The sequence below is a fragment of the Nocardioides sp. Z43_10 genome (assembly GCF_059766615.1).
On record NZ_JCBAJY010000008.1, the window covers coordinates 255,330 to 276,235 of the forward strand.

General features: G+C 69.2%; 18 protein-coding genes. 2 read left to right on the forward strand and 16 right to left on the reverse strand.

Annotated features, from left to right (window positions below):
• Positions 1 to 3 precede the first annotated feature (3 nt).
• The 15 genes from AC6EI4_RS16100 to AC6EI4_RS16170 form a co-directional block, all read right to left on the reverse strand.
• The gene (locus tag AC6EI4_RS16100; protein ID WP_498452083.1) at positions 4 to 690 is read right to left on the reverse strand and encodes a hypothetical protein; all 687 of its coding nucleotides are present in this window, start codon (positions 688 to 690) and stop codon (positions 4 to 6) included.
• Positions 691 to 703: 13 nt separating this feature from the next.
• The gene (locus tag AC6EI4_RS16105) at positions 704 to 1,663 is read right to left on the reverse strand and encodes a ParB N-terminal domain-containing protein (RefSeq protein ID WP_498452084.1); all 960 of its coding nucleotides are present in this window, start codon (positions 1,661 to 1,663) and stop codon (positions 704 to 706) included.
• The gene (locus AC6EI4_RS16110) at positions 1,656 to 2,492 is read right to left on the reverse strand and encodes a serine/arginine repetitive matrix protein 2 (RefSeq protein WP_498452085.1); all 837 of its coding nucleotides are present in this window, start codon (positions 2,490 to 2,492) and stop codon (positions 1,656 to 1,658) included. The genes AC6EI4_RS16105 and AC6EI4_RS16110 overlap by 8 nt, the downstream gene beginning before the upstream one ends.
• A gap of 361 nt (positions 2,493 to 2,853) precedes the next feature.
• The gene (locus AC6EI4_RS16115; RefSeq protein ID WP_498452086.1) at positions 2,854 to 3,753 is read right to left on the reverse strand and encodes a bifunctional DNA primase/polymerase; all 900 of its coding nucleotides are present in this window, start codon (positions 3,751 to 3,753) and stop codon (positions 2,854 to 2,856) included.
• Between the two features lie 160 nt (positions 3,754 to 3,913).
• Positions 3,914 to 7,012, reverse strand: a complete 3,099-nt coding sequence (locus tag AC6EI4_RS16120; RefSeq protein ID WP_498452087.1) for a LysM peptidoglycan-binding domain-containing protein — start codon at positions 7,010 to 7,012, stop codon at positions 3,914 to 3,916.
• Positions 7,009 to 7,431 carry a TadE/TadG family type IV pilus assembly protein gene (locus AC6EI4_RS16125; protein WP_498452088.1) on the reverse strand — a complete coding sequence of 141 codons (423 nt, stop codon included), beginning with the start codon at positions 7,429 to 7,431 and terminating at the stop codon, positions 7,009 to 7,011. Before AC6EI4_RS16125 ends, AC6EI4_RS16120 begins: the two co-directional genes overlap by 4 nt.
• Entirely contained in the window at positions 7,428 to 7,886 is a 459-nt protein-coding gene (locus tag AC6EI4_RS16130) for a TadE/TadG family type IV pilus assembly protein (protein WP_498452089.1), read from the reverse strand. Before AC6EI4_RS16130 ends, AC6EI4_RS16125 begins: the two co-directional genes overlap by 4 nt.
• A complete protein-coding gene (locus tag AC6EI4_RS16135; RefSeq protein ID WP_498452090.1) occupies positions 7,883 to 8,290 on the reverse strand; it encodes a TadE family protein in 408 nt (135 codons plus the stop codon). The genes AC6EI4_RS16130 and AC6EI4_RS16135 overlap by 4 nt, the downstream gene beginning before the upstream one ends.
• Positions 8,259 to 8,444: a hypothetical protein gene (locus AC6EI4_RS16140; RefSeq protein ID WP_498425267.1), complete on the reverse strand. Its 186-nt coding sequence runs from the start codon at positions 8,442 to 8,444 to the stop codon at positions 8,259 to 8,261. The genes AC6EI4_RS16135 and AC6EI4_RS16140 overlap by 32 nt, the downstream gene beginning before the upstream one ends.
• 42 nt (positions 8,445 to 8,486) lie before the next feature.
• Positions 8,487 to 9,389 (reverse strand): type II secretion system F family protein, encoded by a 903-nt coding sequence (locus tag AC6EI4_RS16145; protein ID WP_498452091.1) that lies wholly within the window; start codon positions 9,387 to 9,389, stop codon positions 8,487 to 8,489.
• The gene (locus AC6EI4_RS16150; RefSeq protein WP_498452092.1) at positions 9,386 to 10,243 is read right to left on the reverse strand and encodes a type II secretion system F family protein; all 858 of its coding nucleotides are present in this window, start codon (positions 10,241 to 10,243) and stop codon (positions 9,386 to 9,388) included. Before AC6EI4_RS16150 ends, AC6EI4_RS16145 begins: the two co-directional genes overlap by 4 nt.
• The gene (locus AC6EI4_RS16155; protein WP_498452093.1) at positions 10,240 to 11,724 is read right to left on the reverse strand and encodes a TadA family conjugal transfer-associated ATPase; all 1,485 of its coding nucleotides are present in this window, start codon (positions 11,722 to 11,724) and stop codon (positions 10,240 to 10,242) included. The genes AC6EI4_RS16150 and AC6EI4_RS16155 overlap by 4 nt, the downstream gene beginning before the upstream one ends.
• Positions 11,721 to 12,485 (reverse strand): CpaE/TadZ family protein, encoded by a 765-nt coding sequence (locus AC6EI4_RS16160; RefSeq protein WP_498452094.1) that lies wholly within the window; start codon positions 12,483 to 12,485, stop codon positions 11,721 to 11,723. Before AC6EI4_RS16160 ends, AC6EI4_RS16155 begins: the two co-directional genes overlap by 4 nt.
• A complete protein-coding gene (locus tag AC6EI4_RS16165) occupies positions 12,485 to 13,054 on the reverse strand; it encodes an SAF domain-containing protein (protein ID WP_498452095.1) in 570 nt (189 codons plus the stop codon). The genes AC6EI4_RS16160 and AC6EI4_RS16165 overlap by 1 nt, the downstream gene beginning before the upstream one ends.
• A gap of 129 nt (positions 13,055 to 13,183) precedes the next feature.
• On the reverse strand, positions 13,184 to 13,630 hold the full coding sequence (locus AC6EI4_RS16170; protein ID WP_498452096.1) for a hypothetical protein: 447 nt from the start codon (positions 13,628 to 13,630) through the stop codon (positions 13,184 to 13,186).
• A 1,413-nt stretch (positions 13,631 to 15,043) separates the two neighbouring features.
• Between AC6EI4_RS16170 and mobF the strand changes: the two genes are divergently transcribed.
• Positions 15,044 to 18,565: a MobF family relaxase gene (mobF, locus tag AC6EI4_RS16175; protein WP_498425274.1), complete on the forward strand. Its 3,522-nt coding sequence runs from the start codon at positions 15,044 to 15,046 to the stop codon at positions 18,563 to 18,565.
• 462 nt (positions 18,566 to 19,027) lie between these two features.
• Here the strand turns inward: mobF and AC6EI4_RS16180 are convergent, their stop codons facing one another.
• Positions 19,028 to 19,882: a PIN domain-containing protein gene (locus AC6EI4_RS16180; RefSeq protein ID WP_498452097.1), complete on the reverse strand. Its 855-nt coding sequence runs from the start codon at positions 19,880 to 19,882 to the stop codon at positions 19,028 to 19,030.
• Positions 19,883 to 20,315: 433 nt separating this feature from the next.
• Here AC6EI4_RS16180 and AC6EI4_RS16185 point away from each other — a divergent pair, with 433 nt between their 5' ends.
• Complete coding sequence (locus tag AC6EI4_RS16185) at positions 20,316 to 20,852, forward strand: helicase-related protein (RefSeq protein WP_498452100.1); 537 nt, start codon at positions 20,316 to 20,318, stop codon at positions 20,850 to 20,852.
• Positions 20,853 to 20,906: the final 54 nt, after the last annotated feature.

Consider the following 20,906-nt stretch of genomic DNA (forward strand, 5'->3'; position numbering starts at 1 on the left):
CGCTCAATCCAGCGGCTCATCGAGGCGTGAGAGCCTCAGCAGATGGCAGGTCGGGTACGACGGCTCGCAGACGATGAAGACGGTGAAAGCCACCGCGTGCTCGGAGGCGACGGGCTCGCCCTCCCAGATCCCGGAGCGATGGCGGGCGCCGCGGATCGTGTACGCCGTTGTCCCCGGCGACAACAGTTGGCCGGCTTCAGCTAGGGCTTGCTCCCACAGATCCGGCACCTCGACCGAGGAGATCTCGAGCCACTGCCGCGTGTAGTACGGCGTCAGGAACGCCCACGCCTGGGCGGTGGGGAGGTAGCCCGCAATGTCGCTGACCAGACCGGGCGATTCCTGCCCGGTCGGGTCGGCGACGGTGAGCATCCGCCCGGTGTAGTCGCTCAGTGCGAACGCAGCGGTGGTGTCCCACTCGAACAGCCCCTGGGCCACGGACTCGGCGAAGACCACTGGGTCGGCGGTCGCAGGGATTGCCTCGAGCACCGCGAGCCTGGTCTCCGGGGTGGTGGCCGCAGCATGGGTTCGTCCATCGGCCTCGCTCGCGGCCGGGGGAGGCGGAGAAGCCGTCGTGTCGGGGTGGGTGAGGGCGAGCCAAGCCCCCAGCGCCGCAGCCACGACGGCCACCCCGAGCGCAATGATCAGGATGCGACGTCGACGAGGCGGTTGCGGGGCCAGCGAGCGGAACATCCTGATGACCTTTTTAGACCGCGACGCCAGCACCACGGCCGCTACGGGCGGTGCGCGCCTGGTGGTGGAAGGTGGCCGTCTCCGCGAGCACCCGCTCGAACAGCGCCCACTCGTCCGCGGTGAGTGCTGCACCGATCTCCGCCGGGTCGTAGCGCGAGGACCAGCCGTCCATGTCGGTCCAGGTGTGCACGAACGAGCGAGTCGAGCGCTTGCGACGCAGCGGCGGCGGCTTCGGCCGGTGTTTGGCGGGCTGGCTGACGCGCTCGAGCGCTTCGCTCGCAAGCCGATGGAGCTCGTCCACTTCGCCGCTTTGTGAGGCCGCGCTGTGCTTGATGGTGGAGATCTCCTTGAACCAGGGGTTCACCGCGGCGCCGCTGGCGATGTTGCCCAGCGCGTTCTGGGCCAGGTCGCGGATGGGTTCGGGCTGATCCTCGTCGGCCACGATGTCCTCGATCTCGCTGACCTGCTCCAGGCGGTTGTAGGCGGCTGAGCCGGTGACGAGTTCCGCGGCCCGATTGCGCGTCTTCCCAGGTCGCGACGGTGGTGCCGATTCGGCACCACCGTCCGAGGCCCCCGCAGGGGCGGCGCCGAAGCGGGTTGCCTGCTGCCGGCGGGCCGCGTCCTCGGCGAGCACGGTCTTGAGTTCGCGGTACAGGGCGGCGGCCTCGATGACCGAGAACGGCTTGTGGAGCAGGTTCTCGTCCTGCTGCGCCAGCAGGCTGTTGAGCTCGTCGGAGAGACCTGAGCGGACCCAGACCTTGACTGTTTGCCACTTGAGTTGCCGGATCGCTTCCAGGCGACGTCGCCCACACAGCAGCGTGCCGTCGGGTGCGATGGTGATCGGCTGGAGCAGCCCGAGCCTCTCGATCGACGCGATCAGCGGGGCCAGGTCACCCAGGTCGCTGCGGTGGCGCACGCCCACGGCGATCGATTCGACGCTGCGCTCCAGTTCGATGTGGCCGCCCTCAGACATGGGCCCTCCTCGCCGCGCGTCTCGCACTGGAGTGGATGGCCGCGACGAGCCTCTCATCGGCGAGCAGCTCATCTGGTCTCTCGTCGATCAGGAGCCTCAGCAGCAGGCCCCGGCCGGCCGCGGTATGGGTGAGGTCCTTGTTCGGGCTTCCCAGCACCACCCGGAGCAGGGCCGCCCACGCGCGCCGATCGAGGTCGAGCAGGGCCCGAGCGTGGTGATCTCGTCGAAGCACCTCATGGGCATAGGTGCGCGACCCGGCCTCGATCAGCCGCGCGCACACGTAGTCCAGTGCCGTCCGCGCGGTGTCACGCGGCCAGCCCAGGGCGACGAAGAGCTCCACGGCCGTATCCACCGCCTGGTAGGCCGTCGTCTGCTCGCCGTGCCCGCCTGTGGCGCAGGCCTGGTCGAGGTGGTCCTGCTCGGGCTCGACCCGGAACGCAGGGTGGTAGTCCACCAGCGGGGACTCGCGGTCGCAGAACCGCTCGGCGTCGTGGTCGTCGGTGTTGGCCAGGCGACGTGCCCGCCCGGTCGAGCAGAGCAGTCCATTGGCTCGCTCCTCCGCGATCAGCGTGACCTGGACGGCCCTGGTGACCACGGCCCACGGGTCGGTGGCCGTGCGTGCCGCCCGGGTCCGCATCACCTCGAACGCGGCGACCGCGGCGTCGTCGGGTTCGAGGCCGTGTTTGCGGGCCAGCGCGCCGTACTTCGTCATCGCGAAGCGCATCAGGGCCGCAGCCTCCTCATCGTCGCGCCAGGCGTCGGAGCCTGCTTCGTCCAGTCGGACGAGCAGGCGGCGGAACCCTTCGGAGGTCTGAAAGCCGACGCTCACAGCCCGAGTCCTTCCGGTGTGGGACTCGCCGGTGCCGGCCGGGCGATGGCGGATCTCGTGACCCGTCCGCCGGCGCGTGCTGCCGAGGCCGGGGCCCGTCGTACCCGGCGGGCCATTTCGGTTTGGAGGTCGGCGCCGCGGCTGAGCAGCGGGCTCGTCACCGTCGTGGCGAGCTCGCTGGGTCGCACCCAGGCGATGGACCGTCCGCCGCCCGGCTGCAGGCTCGCAGCAGCCGCGGGGTGGGGCAGTGAGGGGTCGCCGTGTCGCGCCAGCGGGGCCAGTTCGGCCTCGGTCGCAGGGGTGGTCGCCGGCTGCGGGTCGGGGGGTGGAGCGGGTTGGTGCTGGTAGTAGGCGTTGGTGTTCACGGGGTTACCGCCTCAACTGTGGTCGGGCTCGGGTGGTTTGCGGGGGAGAGGCGCGAGGCGATCCGATAGGCCGAGCGGATCGTCGTTTCGGTCTCTCGGTCGTGCAATCCGGCGCAGCGGGCGGCTTCGCCCAGCAGCGTCAGCGTCGTGTCGTAGCGGTGTCCGCCCTCGGCCATCCGGCAGGCAGCCCAGAACAGGCCGTGGTTTCTGGCCCCTTCGGGGCGGCTGGCGACCCAATCGGCCAGCTTGTCGGGTCGAGTGCCCAGACAGGGAAGCGATCTTGGCGGCGGGGTCGGGCGCGGCGGCTCGAGGAGCTGACGAAGGCTCTGGGCGTCGATGGGTCGCGGTTGGTGCTGCGCGACCGCGATCACGCGGTAGGACACGGGACGGCCGGCGGCTTGGAGCCGCGATGGCGGGACGATGACGTACCCGCCGTCCCCGCGGAAGTCGATGTGCGCGCTGGGCGCTTGCCAGGACCGCTGTCCCGCCTCTCCCGAGGGCGCGTAGTAGGCGTGCAGTCCACCGGAGGGGGTCCGCACCAGCCAGCCCCAGCCGTCGGCGAGGTGAGCCGCGCAGGCTCGTTCAAAGGTCGCGAATCCGTTGCCGCCGCGATGGACGTCGACGTCGACGACAAGCACGTCGGAGACCGCACCGGTCGGCAGCCCGATGTTCGCGGCCGGGTTGCGGGCCCACCACGCATCGACGGCTCGCGCCGACGTGCTGGCGTCACGGAAGCCGTTCTGCGTCAGTGGTTGCTTGCCGCCCGCGACACACGGAAAGACCGGGATGCCGAGGCTGGCATAGCCCAAGGCCGCGGTCCGAAGATCGGCGTCTGCCGAGACCTGCAGCATCGTGGAGGTCGACCAGCGCGGCCTCGACGGGGACGGGTTGTTCATGCCCTCGACGGTGACTCGCCCACATCACCGACTTCCTACCCCCTGGCCCACCGAAACGGTGGGGGTAGGTTGCGTTTGCGCAGGTCAGGTGCCTCCTCCCGAAAGGTCGCCGGAGGCCTCGCCACGGGTGCTCCGGTGCCCGTCCACCGCGGTTGGTGGGTCAACGATGCGGGTCTGGCGGCGTGCGATCCCAGCCGCGTTGCCGCACGATCCTTACTGTCCGTTCCGGCAGGTCGATGGGTCCCAGGTGGTCGTCGCTGCGCTCGAAGATCCCCTCGATCAGGTGTCGAGCGGCGAGATCGGCGTGGCCGGTGGCGACGGCGACAGCGACCATGTCCAGACGAGCTGTCTCGTCGTCGGGAGCGGCCCGGAAGGCGGTCTCGGCTGCCACCCTGGCGAGCTCGAAGTCCTCGGTCGTCAAGGCGCGCGTGGTGACGATGTGCGCGACGTCGACGATGGCACAGCTCATGATGTGGTCGAGCCGGTCACCGTCCAGGAGCCAGTGCCATCCCGCTGGGCGTAGCCCGATAAAGGGCTCGCCCGTGACGAGCGTGAGCGCCTGCACGAGGTCAGCAATGCCCTCCTCGCCGCGGCTCTGTCCGCGGGTGCGCAGGCGGCGGAACAGGTCCAGGTCGCTCAGGACGCCCTGGACACGGTAGAGCGACGTGCCGCGGCCCTGGTCGCTGTTGCGGGAGCGTGCGCTGGGCAGGTGAGCTTCGCCGGTCCGGGGGTCGGTGCCGAGCCAGCGTCGGACCACGCCGAGATCCGTCCTGGCCCGGTCCGGCCGAAGTCCGAACGCATCACAGACCTCGGCAGTGGTGACCCCGGTGGGATGCAGGACGAGGTAGCTGAGCATCTCGACGTAGAACGGTTTGCGGCGGGTGACCGCTGTCGCCTCACCGTTGGTCCGCGCGCTGACCGGGCCCAACAGGGTCAGCCGGGGGACGGGGGAGCTGGGGGCGCGCCACAACCGGAGATCGTCGTCGAGTCCGGGATCCGCATCGAGTGCCTTCCTCGCCGGGTCCGAGACCAGCGGGGCGGTCCGATCGATGTCGTCGGCGGTGGTAGCTGCGGTGGCCTCGTAGACCCTTGTCTCCAGGGGAAGCAGCGATGAGGACCCCGCCGGCCCGTCCGGGCGCACTGTGGTGACCTCAGGGCGTAGGGCTCCCGCCTGGTCGACGAGCGCCTCCTCGGGATCGGTATCGCTTGTTGCGACGGGTACGGGTTCATCGGTGGCGTCGCGGGTGAGGTCGACGATCGCCGCACACGCGGCCGCCTCCTGGGGTGTGAGCCCGGCTGCGGTGAGGTGGAGGTTCAGGGCATCGATTCTCAGTCGGCCCTGCTGGCTCAGGCGGGCCTCGACGGTGTCCTCAGCTGGGTGAGCGCCGATCGTGACCACGGCGACGCCGGGCCGGCCGACGCAGGTGGTGACGATCTTCGCGATCCGCTCGATGGTGTGCGGGTCGCTGTCGGTCGTGGCCACCAGTGCCCGGAAGCGGTCGGGTTCCGTGGTCGCGACCTGCTCTTCGATTTCTCGGGCGATGCCTTCCAAGAAACCCGTGGTGGTGTCGCCGTGATGGTGCAGTCGCATCGGATCCATCGTGGCCAGTTCGGCGCCGAGGCCGAGGAGGTCGATCTCAACGAGGACCGACCAGGGGTTCAGCGACAGTTCAGTGGCGATGTGCCGCCCCAGGGCCATCGCCACCTCGACGTGCCCGGTCAGGGCCAGGGAGCCGAGCTCCTCGAGGTTGACCAGCGTGAGGGCGCCGTTCTCGCCGTGGCCGAGGCTGACCAGCAGCGGGTACGGCGCACTGTCGCCGGAGTCGCTGGCGAAGTCGTCGTCCAGGTAGGCCGACCAGGTCCTCGCGTCGCCGCGCCAGGGAGCCCCGAGGTCGGCGGGAGCGGCCAGGTGAAGGCGGATGCGGTCCGTGGCCAGCTCGATGCTCTCCATACGGGGAGGCTCCGCGCACGTGGCGGCCAGATGGAGAAGGGCCTGGTGGAGGACCTCGATCCTCGGTGCCGTGATCGACCCGGACAGGTGCGCGGACTTCTCGACCGCCCGTAGTTCGAGTGGCGGAGGCACGATCGTCCGGCCGGGACGCCGGTAGCGTCGTTGGGTGTGTCGCTGCCGGCGTAGGACGAGCAGCAGCGAACCCGCGAGGAGGGCCCCGGCACCCATGAGCCCGGGCAGGACCCAGCCGGGCACGACGGTGTCGTCCTCGGTGGCGTTGCTCGACCGCTCTGTGGGGGCGTCGTTGCCGGCGGCGGAGTCGGGGAGTATTGGCGCGACGGGGGCCGTCCACGGGGGATCAGCCGGGGGATCGGGCGGAGCATCGGTGGGCGGTCTGGGCGGTGGGTCCGCGGGGGCTCGGTCCGCCGGGTTGGGCGGCTGCTCGGTGCCGGTCGGCATCATCAGGCGCCACCCCGGCCGGATCACGTCGGGGTCGGTGAGGCGGGCGCCGTCGGGCTGCGCGATGTGTCGTGAGGCCTGGATGATCCGCGGGAAGGCCGTGGCATCACCCAGCCGAGCCTGGGCGATTCCGGACAGGGTGTCGCCCGGGCGCACCACATAGGTCTCGCCTTCGGGAGCTGCGGCGACAGCCGGGATCCGCAGGACGGTGCCCGGGGTGATGAAGTCGGGCCGGCCATGGAGAACGGACTCGTTGAGCAACACGATCTCGTGGAATCGCCGGCCATCGCCGAGCTGCTGTTCGGCGATCTTCCAGAGGCTGTCGCCGCGCCGCACCGTGTAGGGCACCGTCTCCTCGACGTCCTCCCGCGCTCGAGGCACTGACGAAGCCGCAGGGGGCGTAGAGGGCGGATTGGTGGTGAGCGAGCTGGCCGGCGTCACCATCTGAGCCACTGGGCCAGCGGCCGCGGCGAAGCCATGGGGTGGGGCGAGCGTCTGCGAGACGGGCGGTACGGCGACGAACAGGAGCGTGGCGATCGCGACGAGCCGATTCGCGCTCACCTGGGGAAGCCGCAGCCCGGGCAGTCGCGGGGCACGGATCCCGCCGATGAGGGCGACGAGCTCCACGGCCACCGACGTGGTGAACACGAGCCAGGCCAGCCACGCCACCACGCCGATCACCGCAAGAGCCAGGGTGCCGTCGTCGGGGCTGCTCAAGCGGTCCCACGCGAAGTCGCCCCAGTCGGGGAGCGCGCCGATCGTGATCAGCGCAGCGGGTGTACCGAGGACCAGCAGCATCAGGGTCAGGCAAGCGGCCAGACCGGCCAGGCGGTCCTTCAGCGAGGTCATTGCTCTGCTCCCCCGACCGTTCGGGCGAGGCGTGCCGAAGCGCTTCCAGTGACCGGAAGTCGCTTGATGCCCCACAAGGACAGGAACTTGGGGTCGTAGGCATCGGAGACGGTGACGTCGATCCGCTGCCCGCCCACGACCGACACGGTGCCCCGGACACCCGCCGCGGCGAGGTAGTCCTGTGCGGCCGTGCGGGCTGCTGCTGCGTCGATGTGGGCATAGCGGCCCTCCACGGCGGCAGTCGTCTGTACCTGCTCCCCGCCGGCCCGCGCTGCTTGGGCCGCTAGGTCATGGGCGCGCTGCTGCGCGTGGACCTGACCTCCCAGATCCACGGCCAGGCCCACCAGCGCCATCATCACGAAGCTGCCCAGGGCCAGCCACACCGTCACCGATCCACCCTCGTCACGACGTCTGCTCACGGTCGCTCCCGCCATGTATCGATCGGGCTCGACATCGTCGCTCGCAAGGTGCGGCTCCCCGGGACCCCTGGAACCGACAGGTCCCCCAGGTCGAGGCGGCAGGAGACCGTGACCGCCACTCCGGCGTCTTGGCCGACGGCCGTGGCGAACCCGGCGGCGTCGACGGCGACCCTCATGTCGAGGCAGGTGATCTGCTGGTTGGTCAGGCTCGAACGGGCGGCGGCCTCGGCGGCGCGGGCGGCCTCACCTGCGGATCGTTCCAGGGATGCCGAGCGTGCACCGTCGGCCGCGGCGGACTCCAGAGCCTGGTGCGCGGTCGCGGTCCGCCCGCCCAGGACGATGAGACCGACGAACAGCATGAACGCGGGCACCCCGATCACGGCCTCGACCGAGGCCGAGCCCCGTTCGGGCCGCGAACCTCTCATGGCAAGGCCAAGCAGGGCGAGGCCCGTCATGGTGGGGTCAGCCGTTCCACGGGCATCGTGGCGCTTTGCCGCACGGTCAGCCTCCACCCGGGGATGACGCTCAGGCTGGCGCCTCGCACCGTCACGGTGGCTATGGTCGCCGTGCGGGTCGCGGTGGTCTCAGCGTCGCGAAGGACGTCATCGCCGCCGGCCTGGACGATGAACGTCTCGGCGGCGCGGGAACCGTCGGCTTCGCGGGCGGATTCCGCGCCTGCGGCCCGGGCGCCCTCCTGTGCGGCGGCGATCGCGACCGTGCGGGCGTGGTGGTATAGCGCGGCCTGCATCCCGAGAAACATCACCGCGAAGAGCGCCGGCAACAAGATCACGAGCTCGACCGAAGCCGAGCCTGACTCGTTGCCCCGGCTAGTTGATGTTGCCGGCCTGGGTCGTGACATAGGCCCTCACCGCCGCAACCACGATGCCGACGATCGCGATGACGGCGACCGCCCACAGCACGTGCTCGGTGGTGACCGAGCCTCGTTCGCTTCGCAGTCGAACACTGTGCCACGTCAGCTGAACCGCCAGCAGAGTGCTGAGCATTCGGTCCATGGGTCCTTCCCTTCCCTTCAGGCCCGGTCCCGTCGTTCGGGATCAGGTGTTGGTGAGCATCCGGAGCAGCGAGGGCGCCACCAGCAGCGCCATGAAGATCACGCCGAGCAGCGACCCGGGGATCGTCATTCGTTCACCGACCGCGTTGGCCTCGGCGATCGCGTCGTTCAACATCGCGTTGCGCATGCCGGCCGATCTCGCCCGCAGGGTGGCGTAGACACCCGCGCCCTCCTCCCCGGAGAGCCGCATGATGTCGGCGAAGTCGTCGAGCTCGGGGAGCCCGAGCTCCTCGGCGAGGGTGTGCAGGGCGTCCCACGGCGGCAGGCCCGACCAGCGGGACCTGGTCAGCTCCTCACTCAGCCGCTTGAAGACCCACGAGTCGCCGACCTGGGCGGCCGCCTCCATGGACTGCCGGACCCCGGAGCCGTTGTTCCGCTCCAGCGCGACCAGGTCGATGTAGGCACCGAGCGCGCGAACGAACTCCTGGCGCGCCTTGCGGGCATCGTCGAGGGCGTTGTAGTTCGGCACGAAGAACATCACCGCCGCCAGCCCGAGCGACGCCACGGCCGGGACGCCGATCGGCGTCGCGAATCCCAGGAGGTTGAAGAACCAGGCCAGCACCGGAGCGATGAGCAGGCCCAGGGCGGCGAAGGTGAGCTTCTCGCCGTAGAAGCGCGCCACCGGTATCCCAAGCAGAGCCAGCTCCCGGTGCGGGGTGCGCACCCACAGGCCAGGAGGCAGCATCCGCATCGCCCAGACCCCGAGCTTCTCTTTGCCGCTCACTCCCGCTGACGTCCGGTCGACCGAGGTCGGGCGCGACGGGGTGAGCCGCGTCAGCGCCTCGGCGAGATCGGGCTGCGCAGGGACGAACCGGGCGACGAGCAACGCCACGCCGAGGCCCACCAGCCCTCCCGCGGTGAGCATCATCTGCAGGCCGGTCGTCATCGAGTGGCCTCCCGCGGCTGGAGGAAGCGGGGGAGCGATTGACCGATCGCCATCTGCCGCATCCACACCAGCGTGGCGATGTAGGCCGCCAGCAGCCCGGCCAGGATCAGCTGCCCCACCGGTGAGCGGTACGGCTCCACGTAGGAGCCCGACACGGCGAGCAGCATCAGCACGGAGGCGCTGATGAGCGTGACCCACCGTGCCGTCGCCCGCGGCTTTGCCCGGTCCGCTTCGACCTGCCGACGCGCACGCACGTCCGCCGAGACCGACTCCGCCAACCCCTCGAGGACGCTGGCCAACCCGGCGCCCCGCCGACGAGCGGCCAGCAGAAGATTCGCCGCGACCAGGTCGCCGGTCGCATCGTCGAGGTCGTCGGCGAAGGCCCGCAGCGCGTCCTCGGTCGCCCAACGGGCCCGCAGGCGCGCCACCAGCCGGCCCACCTCCGGGGCAATCGACGCCGGGGTGGACCGCAGGGTCGCCGCGAGCGCCTGCTCCAGACCGACACCGACGGTCAACACACCCGCCAGCGCACGGGTCCATTCCTCCATCGCCTCCAGCCGCTCGATCTGAGCAGCCGCGGGAGGGGCCCCCAGCAGCATCGGCAACCCCACCGCGGCGATCGGGCCAAGGGGCACCGCCAGCGCCCATCCCGTGGCCAACCAAGCGACCACCCCGATGCCGAGCCCGCCCAACAACAGCAGACGCGTACGACGTGACGTCGTACGCAGGCGGGAGAAGGAGCCGGAGGGTGGACGTGCAGGCTCACCCACCGGGACTGGGCGGAGGCCGGCGATCAGTGCGAGGACGCCGGCGACGACCAGTGCACCGGCCAGTGCCGGAATCAGCGGCGTCACGACGCCACCCCCTGCGCGGCCAGGTACCCGGAGAGGTCGAACCCCTCGGCCGTCAGCGCGCGGTACTCATCCGGCAGGATCGTCGGGAGCGCCGCCCCGCTCCCTTCGGCTCCGAAGACCAGCGTCGTCGCGTAGCCGGTCTCCCGCTCACCCGGGGTGACCGCGATGATCTCCGCGACCCGGCGACGTCGCTGCGACGTATGGCCGCTGCCCGTCGTGCTCATGTGCAGGTGCACGATGAGGTCGACGGTGGCAGCGAGCTTGCTGGTGGCCAGCCCCTGGGTGACGTGCGGGCCGGCCTCCATGGCGCAGGTGACCAGCTTGCGGACCGCAGCCACCGCGTCGGAGGCGTGGGTGGTGGAGATGGAGCCGGTTCCTGACTCCATCGCCTTGATCATCGCCCAGATCTCGCGGCCACGGACCTCGCCGACGATCTGACGGGAGAGGTTGAACCGGAACGAGTCGACCAAGGCCTCATCGAGGGTGAACTCGCCGGCCTGCCGGCCGTCGGGACCACGCTCCCCGGAGCCGGGGCGTGCCTCCCAGGCGTGGACGATGTCATGACGTTCGAGCTGGTGCAGGTGCAGCTCGTACTCGGTCTCGAAGGTGCCGATCGCCTCGCCAGGATCGATCTCGGCGCAGAGCGCACGCACGAGGGTCGTCTTGCCTGCTCCCTGGCTACCGGAGACCACAATCGATTTGCGTGCACGGACCGCGGCCCGCAAGAACGAAGCGGCGACCGGGGTGAGCATGTCGCGCCCGACGAGGTCGTCGAGGGTGACCTCCATCAGCCGGTGGCGGCGGATCACCACCGACGGTCGCGGAGTTACCCACGCGGCTGCCGCCAGGCGCGCCCCACCATCGAGGCGCATGTGCAGGCGCGGCTGAGCCGCGGAGAACCCACGCGCGTTGACCTCACTGCGCGAGGCCAGAAAGACGAGGAAGTCGATCAGTTCCTCATCGGAGTCCGCTACCGGCGGCCCCGCAATCAGCGACCCGTCAATTAGTTCGAGGCGAACCTTGTCGTAGCCGGCGATGATGATGTTCTCGATCCGGTCGTCATCCACGAGCGGTTGCAGCCGGCCCAGCCGGAACAGCGAGTCGAACACCGCCCGGGCGAGCGACTCCTGCTGCAAGAGCGTCCACGCGCCTGCGCCGGAGTTGACCCTCTCGGCCATCGAGGACTCGACCAGGTCCAGCACGATGGAGCGTCCCAACTCCTCCTGCGCCGACTTGTCGAGGCGCCCCCGATCGGCGGCAACAGCCTGACTGAGCTGCTCCGACGCCTGCGCCCGCAGGTCCGCCACCATGCCCCAGTCAAGATCCACAGGGCTGCTCGGGTCGGGCGTCGAGGCGACCCGCATCGACCCGTTCGCGACATCAGAGCGGGGGAGCGTGGCAACCTCTGCGATCCCTGACGCATCGTTAAACAGCGGAAGCGCGGTGAAGTCGGGGGCTTCGCTGTGTCGCTGGGGCATCATCTGGATGCCTCGGTCAACAGGGGGGTGCGCCCACGGGTGATCTGCGCCTGCAGGGCGGCGATCGTGGCGCGCAGACTGCGGGTCAGCGCCCCAGTGTGGAAGTTCCTGCCCGGCGCCGTGCCACGGGAGAACACGGCGGCCGCCTCGGGATCGTCATCCACATCAGCAAGCACGGGGAGCCCGAGAACCTTCGTGACCTCACGGGAGCGGTAGGGCTGGCCCTGGCCGACCAGGATCACCGCCGGGTTCTGCCACAGGTGGTCTCGGGAGACAGCCTCCGCGCGCGATCGTGTCGCGGCCAACGCCGGCAGCGTCGAGCGAGTGAGCAACGCGGTCACGTCAGCGGTGGCCAGGAGGGTCTCCGGGGAGCCGACCAGCCCGAGCCGGCCGGCATCGACGATCACGTCCTGGCCCTGCTCATCCAGATCACAGAGCACGTCTGCGAGGGGACCCCACAGGTCACGCAGCCCGGCCGCCTGCGCATGGGAACGAGTGCCGGCCACGAACGAGACGCTCGAGCCCGCAACCGGCTGAGCCACCTGGGGCAGAGCCTGGGACACCTCGACCGCTGAGAGCGCCAGCTCGATCAGCCCGGCCTCATACGCCCTCGCACCGCGGAAGTAGCCGGCCAGTAGGCCGGAACCCCCGGTGGGATCAGCCTCGATGAGGAGAACCGGTCGCGGCCAGAGCATGGCCAGCCCTACCGCTGTTGTGGTCACGCCGGGGGAGCCGGATGCCGAACACAAGGCGATGACAGCCATCACCGCTCCCGGGAGTCCAGGACGAGGGCGACGTTGCCGGTGGCCACGCGCGCCGCGATCGTGGCGGCGTCGGCATGGGGGACGAGCAGGTCGATGATGAGCTGGCCGGTCGCCTCGTCGAGGTGGCTGCCGACGACCTCCGCCTCGTTGACGGCCGGGGACCCCGAGGGTTGCTCGCCCCCTTCACCTGGCGTGACCACGACCCTGACGAGGTCTCCGCTCTGCAGGGCGACTCCAGGGGCCTGCGCAGGAGTGAGCGCGACACCGACCACGGACATGTCCCCAGCCGGAAGCGCCTGCGAGGCAGTCGAGTCCTGGGTCAGCAGGGTGCCCCCGGCGATGTCGAGTGCCGCACGCTGACCGACGATGTCGTCGTAGACCGAACCAGGTAGCGGTGCCAGGGCCGGGTCCGCACTGATCCGTACTCGCTCAAGGTCCTCCGCGGAGATGATCGTGCCGCGCGCGATGGTGTCGCGTGCCGCCAGCACCTCTTGGGTGTTGGTGGTCGAGGTCCAGGCCCATCCGCCCAGGAGAGCCCCCACACATATCGCCGCGACCGCGCCGGCCACCAGCGCCGGTCTGCGCCGCAGCTTGGGAGGCGGCGCAAGGGAAGTGGCTGACGGCGATCCGCGACGGGTCGTCGTCCCATCTCGGGTGACTGTCTCGGTCATGCCCTGCTCCCCTCGTCAACGCCACTGCTACTGGACGAGCACTTGTGCTTCTCCGACGGTGATGGCGACCGAGCGGGTTAGGCCGGTCAACCGGATGGTCCCGCTCTGCCCTGCTCCCGACCAGGTGATGACCCAGTCCGAGGTCGCTGTGACGGTGTACTCCTGGTTCGGCTCGCCGGCGCTCGAGCGTTCGTAGACGTGTCCGCAATCAGGTGACTGCTGCTCCCCGAAGCGCGGCTGGTACGGGGTCCCGGCCGAACGGCAGACCACCGTGGTCCCGTCCCCCATGTCCCAGGTGACACGGTGGGTCCGCGCTGTCGCGGTAATGGTGATACCGCCGGCGCTGGCCGTAGCGGTCGCCGGGCCGAACGTCTCCTCATCAGGGTTCCGCGCCCACATCCACACCGGCATGCCCACGAGGCCGACGCGGTCCGGCCCGGGCTCGGGCACGATCCCGATGTCGATGGCGCGCAACCGCATCGAGTCGATCGCGATCTGGGCGACCTCTCGAGGAGTTGGTCCCGTCCCAGAGCCGGGTGGTGGGTCTGGGAACCAGACCCAGACGCCAATGTCGGTCTGAGGCTGATAGCAGGTGTACACCGCCCCATCACCCGGCTCGTGGCCCTGCCAGGAAGAATCGCCCGCAAGCGGCTGAGGATCCAACGCCATGAGATAGCAGTTCTGTGCGTTGGACCAGTAGCCGTACTCCGACTGGCAGGGCACCGGACCCGCGGGGCCACCGAGCCCGGGTGCCTCGGGGTTCCAGTAGCACGATGCACCCGACCCGGTGTCCCGCGGGCCATCATCAGGCGGCGTCCGGGGCGTTCCCGATTGGCTCGGCACCTCGACCCAGACCGTGCAATGCCCGGTTAGCGGATCGGTGACTTGGCAGGCGGGCTCGGCGTGGGCCGCAACTTGAGCTCCCAGTGTCACGGCTGCGGCCACCAGGATTGTCGCGATAGACGAGGTCACGTGGCGGTACATGGCGCCTGATCAAGGTTTTCACTAGTCGCGACTCGCCAGCCTTCTGTGGGGCTCTTGGAGTACTGGTAGTTGGCGACGGTGTACCGGGTCCAGCCCCTGGTCGGGCGCGAGGCGCTCACGACTGACCTGCCGCGCCGGTCTACGAGGTCGGCTTCGCGCACATCCCAGCAAACATCGATCGCCACTGTGGGGACCTTGCCGGCGGATGGGTCGGAGTTGTCGAGGTTGACAGACTCGACTCGAAGTTCGGCGATGCGAGTGGAACCCACCTGCCGGAGCCCCTTGGCGCGCTCGCTGCTGATCAACCTTCGCTGAGCGACAAACTGTGAGCTCGTCGTGACCCTGTTGAGTGCACTCATCGAGGCAGCGGGTTGCTGGCGAAGGCGATCCACGACGGTGAAGTAGTCCCTGACCAAACTGCGGGCCGCCTCGCCGGCGCGCTGCGAGCCTGTCGACGCCTTGGTGTCAGACGGCGAGGCCGAAGAGCGAGGGCTCGGGGGAGAAGCGCTCGAGGGCGAGGGCCTGGCCACCGATTCCTGTGTGTTCCCAGCACAGCCGGCCAGTGCCGCCAGCAGCGTGGCTACCGCGGCTATCGCGATGAATGCTCGTGGGTTCGTCATGCCCGAGACCTGTTCTGTCCTGAGCCTGGTCGGCTCAAGCGATGGGTCAGAACGTCGCCTCGTTGACGAACCAAGACGTCGTCCGATTTCCATTACGGCACCAAGTCCTTGGACTGCGCAAGACTTCACCGCGTTCGCCACCCTTCTAGTTCCTCGATTCGCCTACATCAGGTACGCGCCTCCCTCCACCCGGTCCTACTCCTCTTTTGTTCTCACACGGTGTGCAGATCGAGGGGGCTGTGGAGGAACACGCGCACCTGACGCCTGTGGAACGGAGGCGGCCGTGACGGTCTCGATGCGCCGGATGTCCGCAGGTAGCGGATACCAGTACCTGCTGCGCAGCGTCGCGGCCGGTGATGGCCTGCGCGCGATGTCGACGCCCCTGACCCGCTACTACTCTGAGATCGGTACGCCGCCGGGCCGCTGGCTCGGGTCCGGCGTCGGAGCCTTCGGTTCCGGCCAGATCCGGTCGGGCATGCAGGTGACCGAGGACCAGCTCGCCCTGCTTGTTGGCATGGGCCGCGACCCCATCACAGCTGAACAACTCGGCCGGGCGTATCCGTCGTACAAGCGGCTCGCTGACCGGATCGAGGAGCGCGTCGCCGCGCTCGACCCGGAGATGACCCAGGGTGACTTCGCGGCCGAGATCACCCGGACCGAGGCCGAGGAGACCGCGGCCGGGATGCGACGAGCGGTCGCCGGATTCGACCTCACCTTCAGCGTCCCGAAGTCGGTCTCCGTGCTCTGGGGTGTGGCCGACGCCGCCACCCAGGAGCGGATCGTCGCCGCCCACCACGGGGCGGTCGCCGACGTGATCGACCTGTTTGAGCGAGGGGTGGCTGCCACCCGGGCAGGCATCTCCGACAGAGACGGCGCCGTGGCCCAGGTCGACGTGGCAGGCGTTGCGGCCGTTGCCTACGACCACTTCGATTCGCGGGCCGGCGATCCGCAGCTCCACACGCACGTCGTCATCGCCAACAAGGTCCTCACCGTCATGGACGGCCGCTGGCGCAGCCTCGACGGACGCCCGGCATTCGCCTCCCGAACCGGCCTGTCGGCGCACTACGACGCCCTGGTCGCGGATCGCCTGTCGCGTGACCTCGGCATCGAGTGGGAGTTACGGCAGCGGGGACCCGACCGGAACGCTCGATGGGAGATCGCTGGCGTGAGCGACGACCTGATCACCGAGTTCTCCAGTCGCACCCGCGAGATCGAGCTCAAGAAGGACGAGCTCATCGCTGAGTACGCCGCCCGCCACGGACGCACGCCCTCAGCGAAGACCATCGTCGTACTCCGAGCCCAGGCGACGCTTGCCACTCGCCCGCCGAAGGAGCTCCGATCGCTTGCAGACCTGACGGCCGAGTGGCGGCAGCGTGCCGCCGAGCGGATGGGGACCGAGCCGATGGCGTGGGCACAGGCGCTGACCGGCGGACAGGGCAAGGCCGTGACTGCGGAGGACGTGTCGTTGTCTGCGATCGCGGCGATCAGCGCCGACGTGGTCGCCGCCGTGGCAGTGAAACGGGCCGTGTGGACGCACTGGAACCTGATGGCCGAGGCGTCGAAGCAGACCATGGCACTGAGGTTCGCGACGACCGAGGACCGCGAGGCCGTCGTCGGTCTCATCGTCGATGCGGCGCAGTCGCGCTCCGTGATGTTGACGCCGCCGGAACTCGCGCTCAGCCCCGCCCGGTTCCAGCACGAGGACGGCACGAGCCGATTCCGACCGCGGCACGGTGAGAAGTACTCCTCGGCCGCGGTACTCGATGCCGAGGCGCGGCTGTTGGGTCGTGCCGAGAAGGTGACTGCACCGACGGCCGCGAGCGTTGCGAGGCGGGCGGCTGCGACCGGAAAGGTCCAGTTGAGCGCACAACAGAGCCGTGCGGTGGAGAGCATCTGCCAGTCGGGCCGCCAGGTGGACGTACTCGTAGGGCCGGCCGGGGCAGGCAAGACCACCACGATGCGAGCGCTGCGAGCAGCTTGGACGGCGGAGCGCGGGCGGGGGGGCGTGGTCGGTCTCGCGCCGTCCGCCGCGGCGTCCCAGGCGTTGGCCGATGACCTTGGCGTCGCGTGCGAGAACACGGCGAAGTGGCTTCACGAGCATGACCACGGCCGGACCGAACTCCGGCGCGGTCAGTTGGTGATCATCGACGAGGCGACCTTGGCTGACACCGTGACACTCGACCGGCTTACCGGGATCGCCGCAGGTGCGGGTGCCAAGGTGCTGCTCGTCGGCGACCCCCACCAGCTCCAGTCGGTCGACGCCGGTGGCGCCTTCGCACTCGTTGTCGAGCGACGTACGGACGCACCGGAACTGGTCGAGATCCATCGCTTCACCAATAATTGGGAGAAGCAGGCTTCGCTCGCGCTCAGCCGGGGCGACGTGCAGGTCATCTCGGCGTACGCCCGCCACAAGCGCATCCGCGAGGGCGTCACGGACGAGATGGTCGATGCCGCGTACGTCGCCTGGCGAGCGGACTGTGCCGCGGGCCGTGCCAGCATCCTCGTGACCGAGTCGGCTCGGGACGTTCGCGCTCTGAACGAGCGCGCACGGGCCGAACGGCTGCTCCTGGACGGCGCCGTCGACCAGCACGAGATCGACCTGGTCGACGGCGGCCGAGCCTCGGTCGGAGACAATGTCATCACGCGCCAGAACGACCGACGCATCCGCACACTGCGCGGTGGGTGGGTCAAGAACGGCGACCGCTGGCGGGTCACCGACATCCGGCGCGACGGAGCCGTTGTGGTCAAGCGCTTGGGACCGGGCCGTGGTGGGCGCACCGTGCTCCCGGCGGAGTACGTAGCGGACCACGTCGACCTCGGATACGCCGTAACCGCGCATCGTGCCCAGGGCATCACCGTCGACACGGCGCACGTTGTCGTGACCGCGTCGACGACGCGGGAAAACCTCTACGTGTCCATGACCCGCGGCCGCGACTCCAACATCGCGTACGTCGCCCTCGACCAGCCCGACGACAGCCATTCCACGCCCGAGGCGGACGACGTTACTGCGAGAACCGTGCTGTACGGCGTCCTCCAGCACAGCGGCGCAGACCTCTCGGCCACGCAGACGATCGAGGCCGAGTATGAGCTCCACGGTGGCATCGACCGCCTCGCCGCTGAACTCGAGACGATCGCGGCCGAGGCTCAGCACGATCGCTTCGCTGACCTGCTGAGCCGATCGGGGCTGACCGCAGAGGAGCACGCCGCGGTCGTGGAGTCGACGGCCTTCGGCCCGCTTACTGCGGCGCTTCGTCGCGCGGAGTCCTACCACCACGATCTGGAGCGACTGGTTCCGCGAGCCGTCGGCCGTCACGGTCTGGACGACGCCGACGATATCGCCGCCGTTCTCCGCTACCGCGTCGACAAGTTGGCCGCGGCTCCGCCGCGCGGTTGTGACCTCCGCCCACGCCTGATCGCCGGTCTGATCCCCGAGCCGCTCGGTGCGATGCCCGCTGAGGACCGCCAAGCGATCGACGAGCGCAAGGAACTGATCGAGGCGCGCGCCTGGGCACTGGCGCAGGACGCAGTCGAGAGCCACGAGCCATGGACTCGGCGACTCGGACCCCGCCCCGTCGGCGTGACTGGATGCGACGTCTGGCTCGACGAAGCGGCGACGGTCGCGGCATACCGCGATCACTACAAGATCACTTCCGACCTGCCGGTTGGTGGTGGAGCGAAGAACGACGCCCAGCGCTGGGAGCGTCAGCGTGCACTCGCCGCCCTGCGCGTGGCCGGATCGGCGGACTTGAGCGAGCGGCCGACGCCGTCACCCTCGATGGAACCCCGGGCCATCTCGGCTCCATAGGTGGGCGCGCGGCGTCGACTTCCACAGGGGTGTCCGGTGCAGTTCGGGTCCCGTCAGCCACCGGCGTATCGAGGAAGTCCAACCACCGGGAAGGACCCATGCTGATCCTGCTCGCGCTGACCGTCATCGTCGCCGTCGCGGCATGCACCGCTACCTCCAGTTCTACGCGCCCACGAACCTGCTGGCTCGCCGCGTGCGTGCGCAGGAGCCTCATTGGCGTACTGCTGCCGCGCTCAGTGCGCTCGCGGCGGCTCTGCTTGTGGCGATGCACATGCTGGCCGGGATCATCGCGAACGGTGCACCGGGGTGGCTCAACCTCGTCGTGCTCGTCTTGGCATGGGACGCAATCAAATGTGGCGGCGTAGCCCTCGCTACTGCACTTCGAACTCTGTGTGCGGTGCACACGCGGCGGCCTGGGACCGGGCTCTCACGCCCAGTGTGAGTTCTTACGACCGGACTTGGTCATCGGATGTCGAGCGATAGCTGGGCTGGGTCGAACTCCGGACGATAGATGGTGGCGCCAGGTCCGCGGCCGTCAGCTCTGCGCCAGGCGACCTCGTCGATACTGAAGCCAAACTCACCGCCGAAGAGGACTGCCGATTGCACAACCATCGCGACAGATCCAGCGACCTGCCACCCTCCGCCGACTCCGAGGCGCGACACCTCCCAGTCACCTTCTGGCTGGACCTCACGATCGAAGACCGCGGTGAATCGCACCGTCTGGCCGATGTCGTATTCAACCAATGTGAGATCCGGCGGGACAGCAGCTTCGCTCACGGATTCAAAGTGGCCGTCCCATTCAACCTCGTCGATTTCCAGGGCATAGGGAGCTTGATCCAGCCCGAGGTCGGAGAGCTCGGGGGCCAGTTCGGATTGAAAGTCGGACTTCAGGTAGAAGCCGTAGAACTCGGCATCTCGACTGATCTTGAGAGCCTTTGGCAGGTTTTCAACCTGCCATGGAAGCTGTTCCAGTAGCCACGCGCCGAAGTCACGGACCAGCTCGACCTTGCCGCCGACCCGTTCAACGTCCTCCTGAAGGAGTTCAGCGAGGTTCCCCGCCGTATCACCGAAGACGCCATCTGCAGACACGAACGCCACATCGCATCCCTCGGCAGCCAGCGTCACGACATCCGACCAGATCAGGGCGTCCCGGTACCCAGTCCCCTTGGAGTTGAAGGGCGGGAGATGGTCCACCGCCCGCTCGACGAGCTTCTGGTGGGTCACTGTTGGCCAAGGAAGAACATTGAACGCGAGCCGCTGATCCCAACGCTCGGTGATGTAAGAGCGGTAGTCGAACGAGTCGCTGGTAGGCGCCACGGCACTCAACCCGAGGCGTCGCCTTTGCCCGTTGAGCTGAACGAAGCGATTCTTCTCGTCGCCGGTCGCGTTCGCCCAGAAGGTCGACGTCTACCGAGGCACCCGCTCGCGTGGTCTAGATGTCGATTTCGACCTCGACTACGACGAGATCTTCGGACCCGGTGCCGACGAGCTTGAGGAAGGCAAGGTCGACCAGCCCGAGCTTGAGGCCCTCCGTGAGGCCAAGAGCTCCCTGCCACCCCTCACCGATGAGGATCTGGAGGATCTCGACTGGCTCAGCGAATGGGGCCACCGCTTCGAGGGCCGACCCGACTCGCGGCTGGAAGCACTTCTCGCGTACATCGAGGGCACGCTCCGTTCGCACGGCGATTGGAACAACGAGCGCCTTGTCGTCTTCACCGAGTACGTCGACACCCTTCGGTGGCTCCGCGACATTCTGCGCCAGCAGGGTTATAAGGACGAACGCGTCGAGATCATCGAGGGCGGCACTGATGCCGAGACCCGCGAACTGATCCGTGCCCGATTCAACGAGGATCCCGTCAAGACGCCCGTGCGGATCCTTCTCGCCACTGACGCTGCCGGCGAGGGCATCGACCTCCAGCATCACTGCCACCGGCCGATCAACTTCGGTGGCCGTCCGACGCCACTCGGCCGAAGAGGTAGTCGTACTTGCCGGCATCGACAAGAGCACCTCCGCCCTTTGCGGCAACCTGCGATCGACCGCGCGAGGGAAGGTTCTCCCTATCGACCTGACCCAGCCTCCCGGTCGTGGGACCGCCGCCGGCGACCAGGACGAGCTGCGTGGGGTCGTCGTACGTGGTGTTCGCAAGGGGTGCCGCGTTGTGCGGGCGCGCCGAAGCGGCGCGCGATCCACTCGCCTCGGCGGCATGGCGACAGCGATGGCTGTAATGAGGAGGCGGCCCGAGGTCGGCGTGGCAGGTCACCTGTGTCAGTGCCGCGTGAAGACTGACCCCCTGGTGCCGGATGAATGTTGACCCCCCTCCGACACAGTGAGGGAGTGATC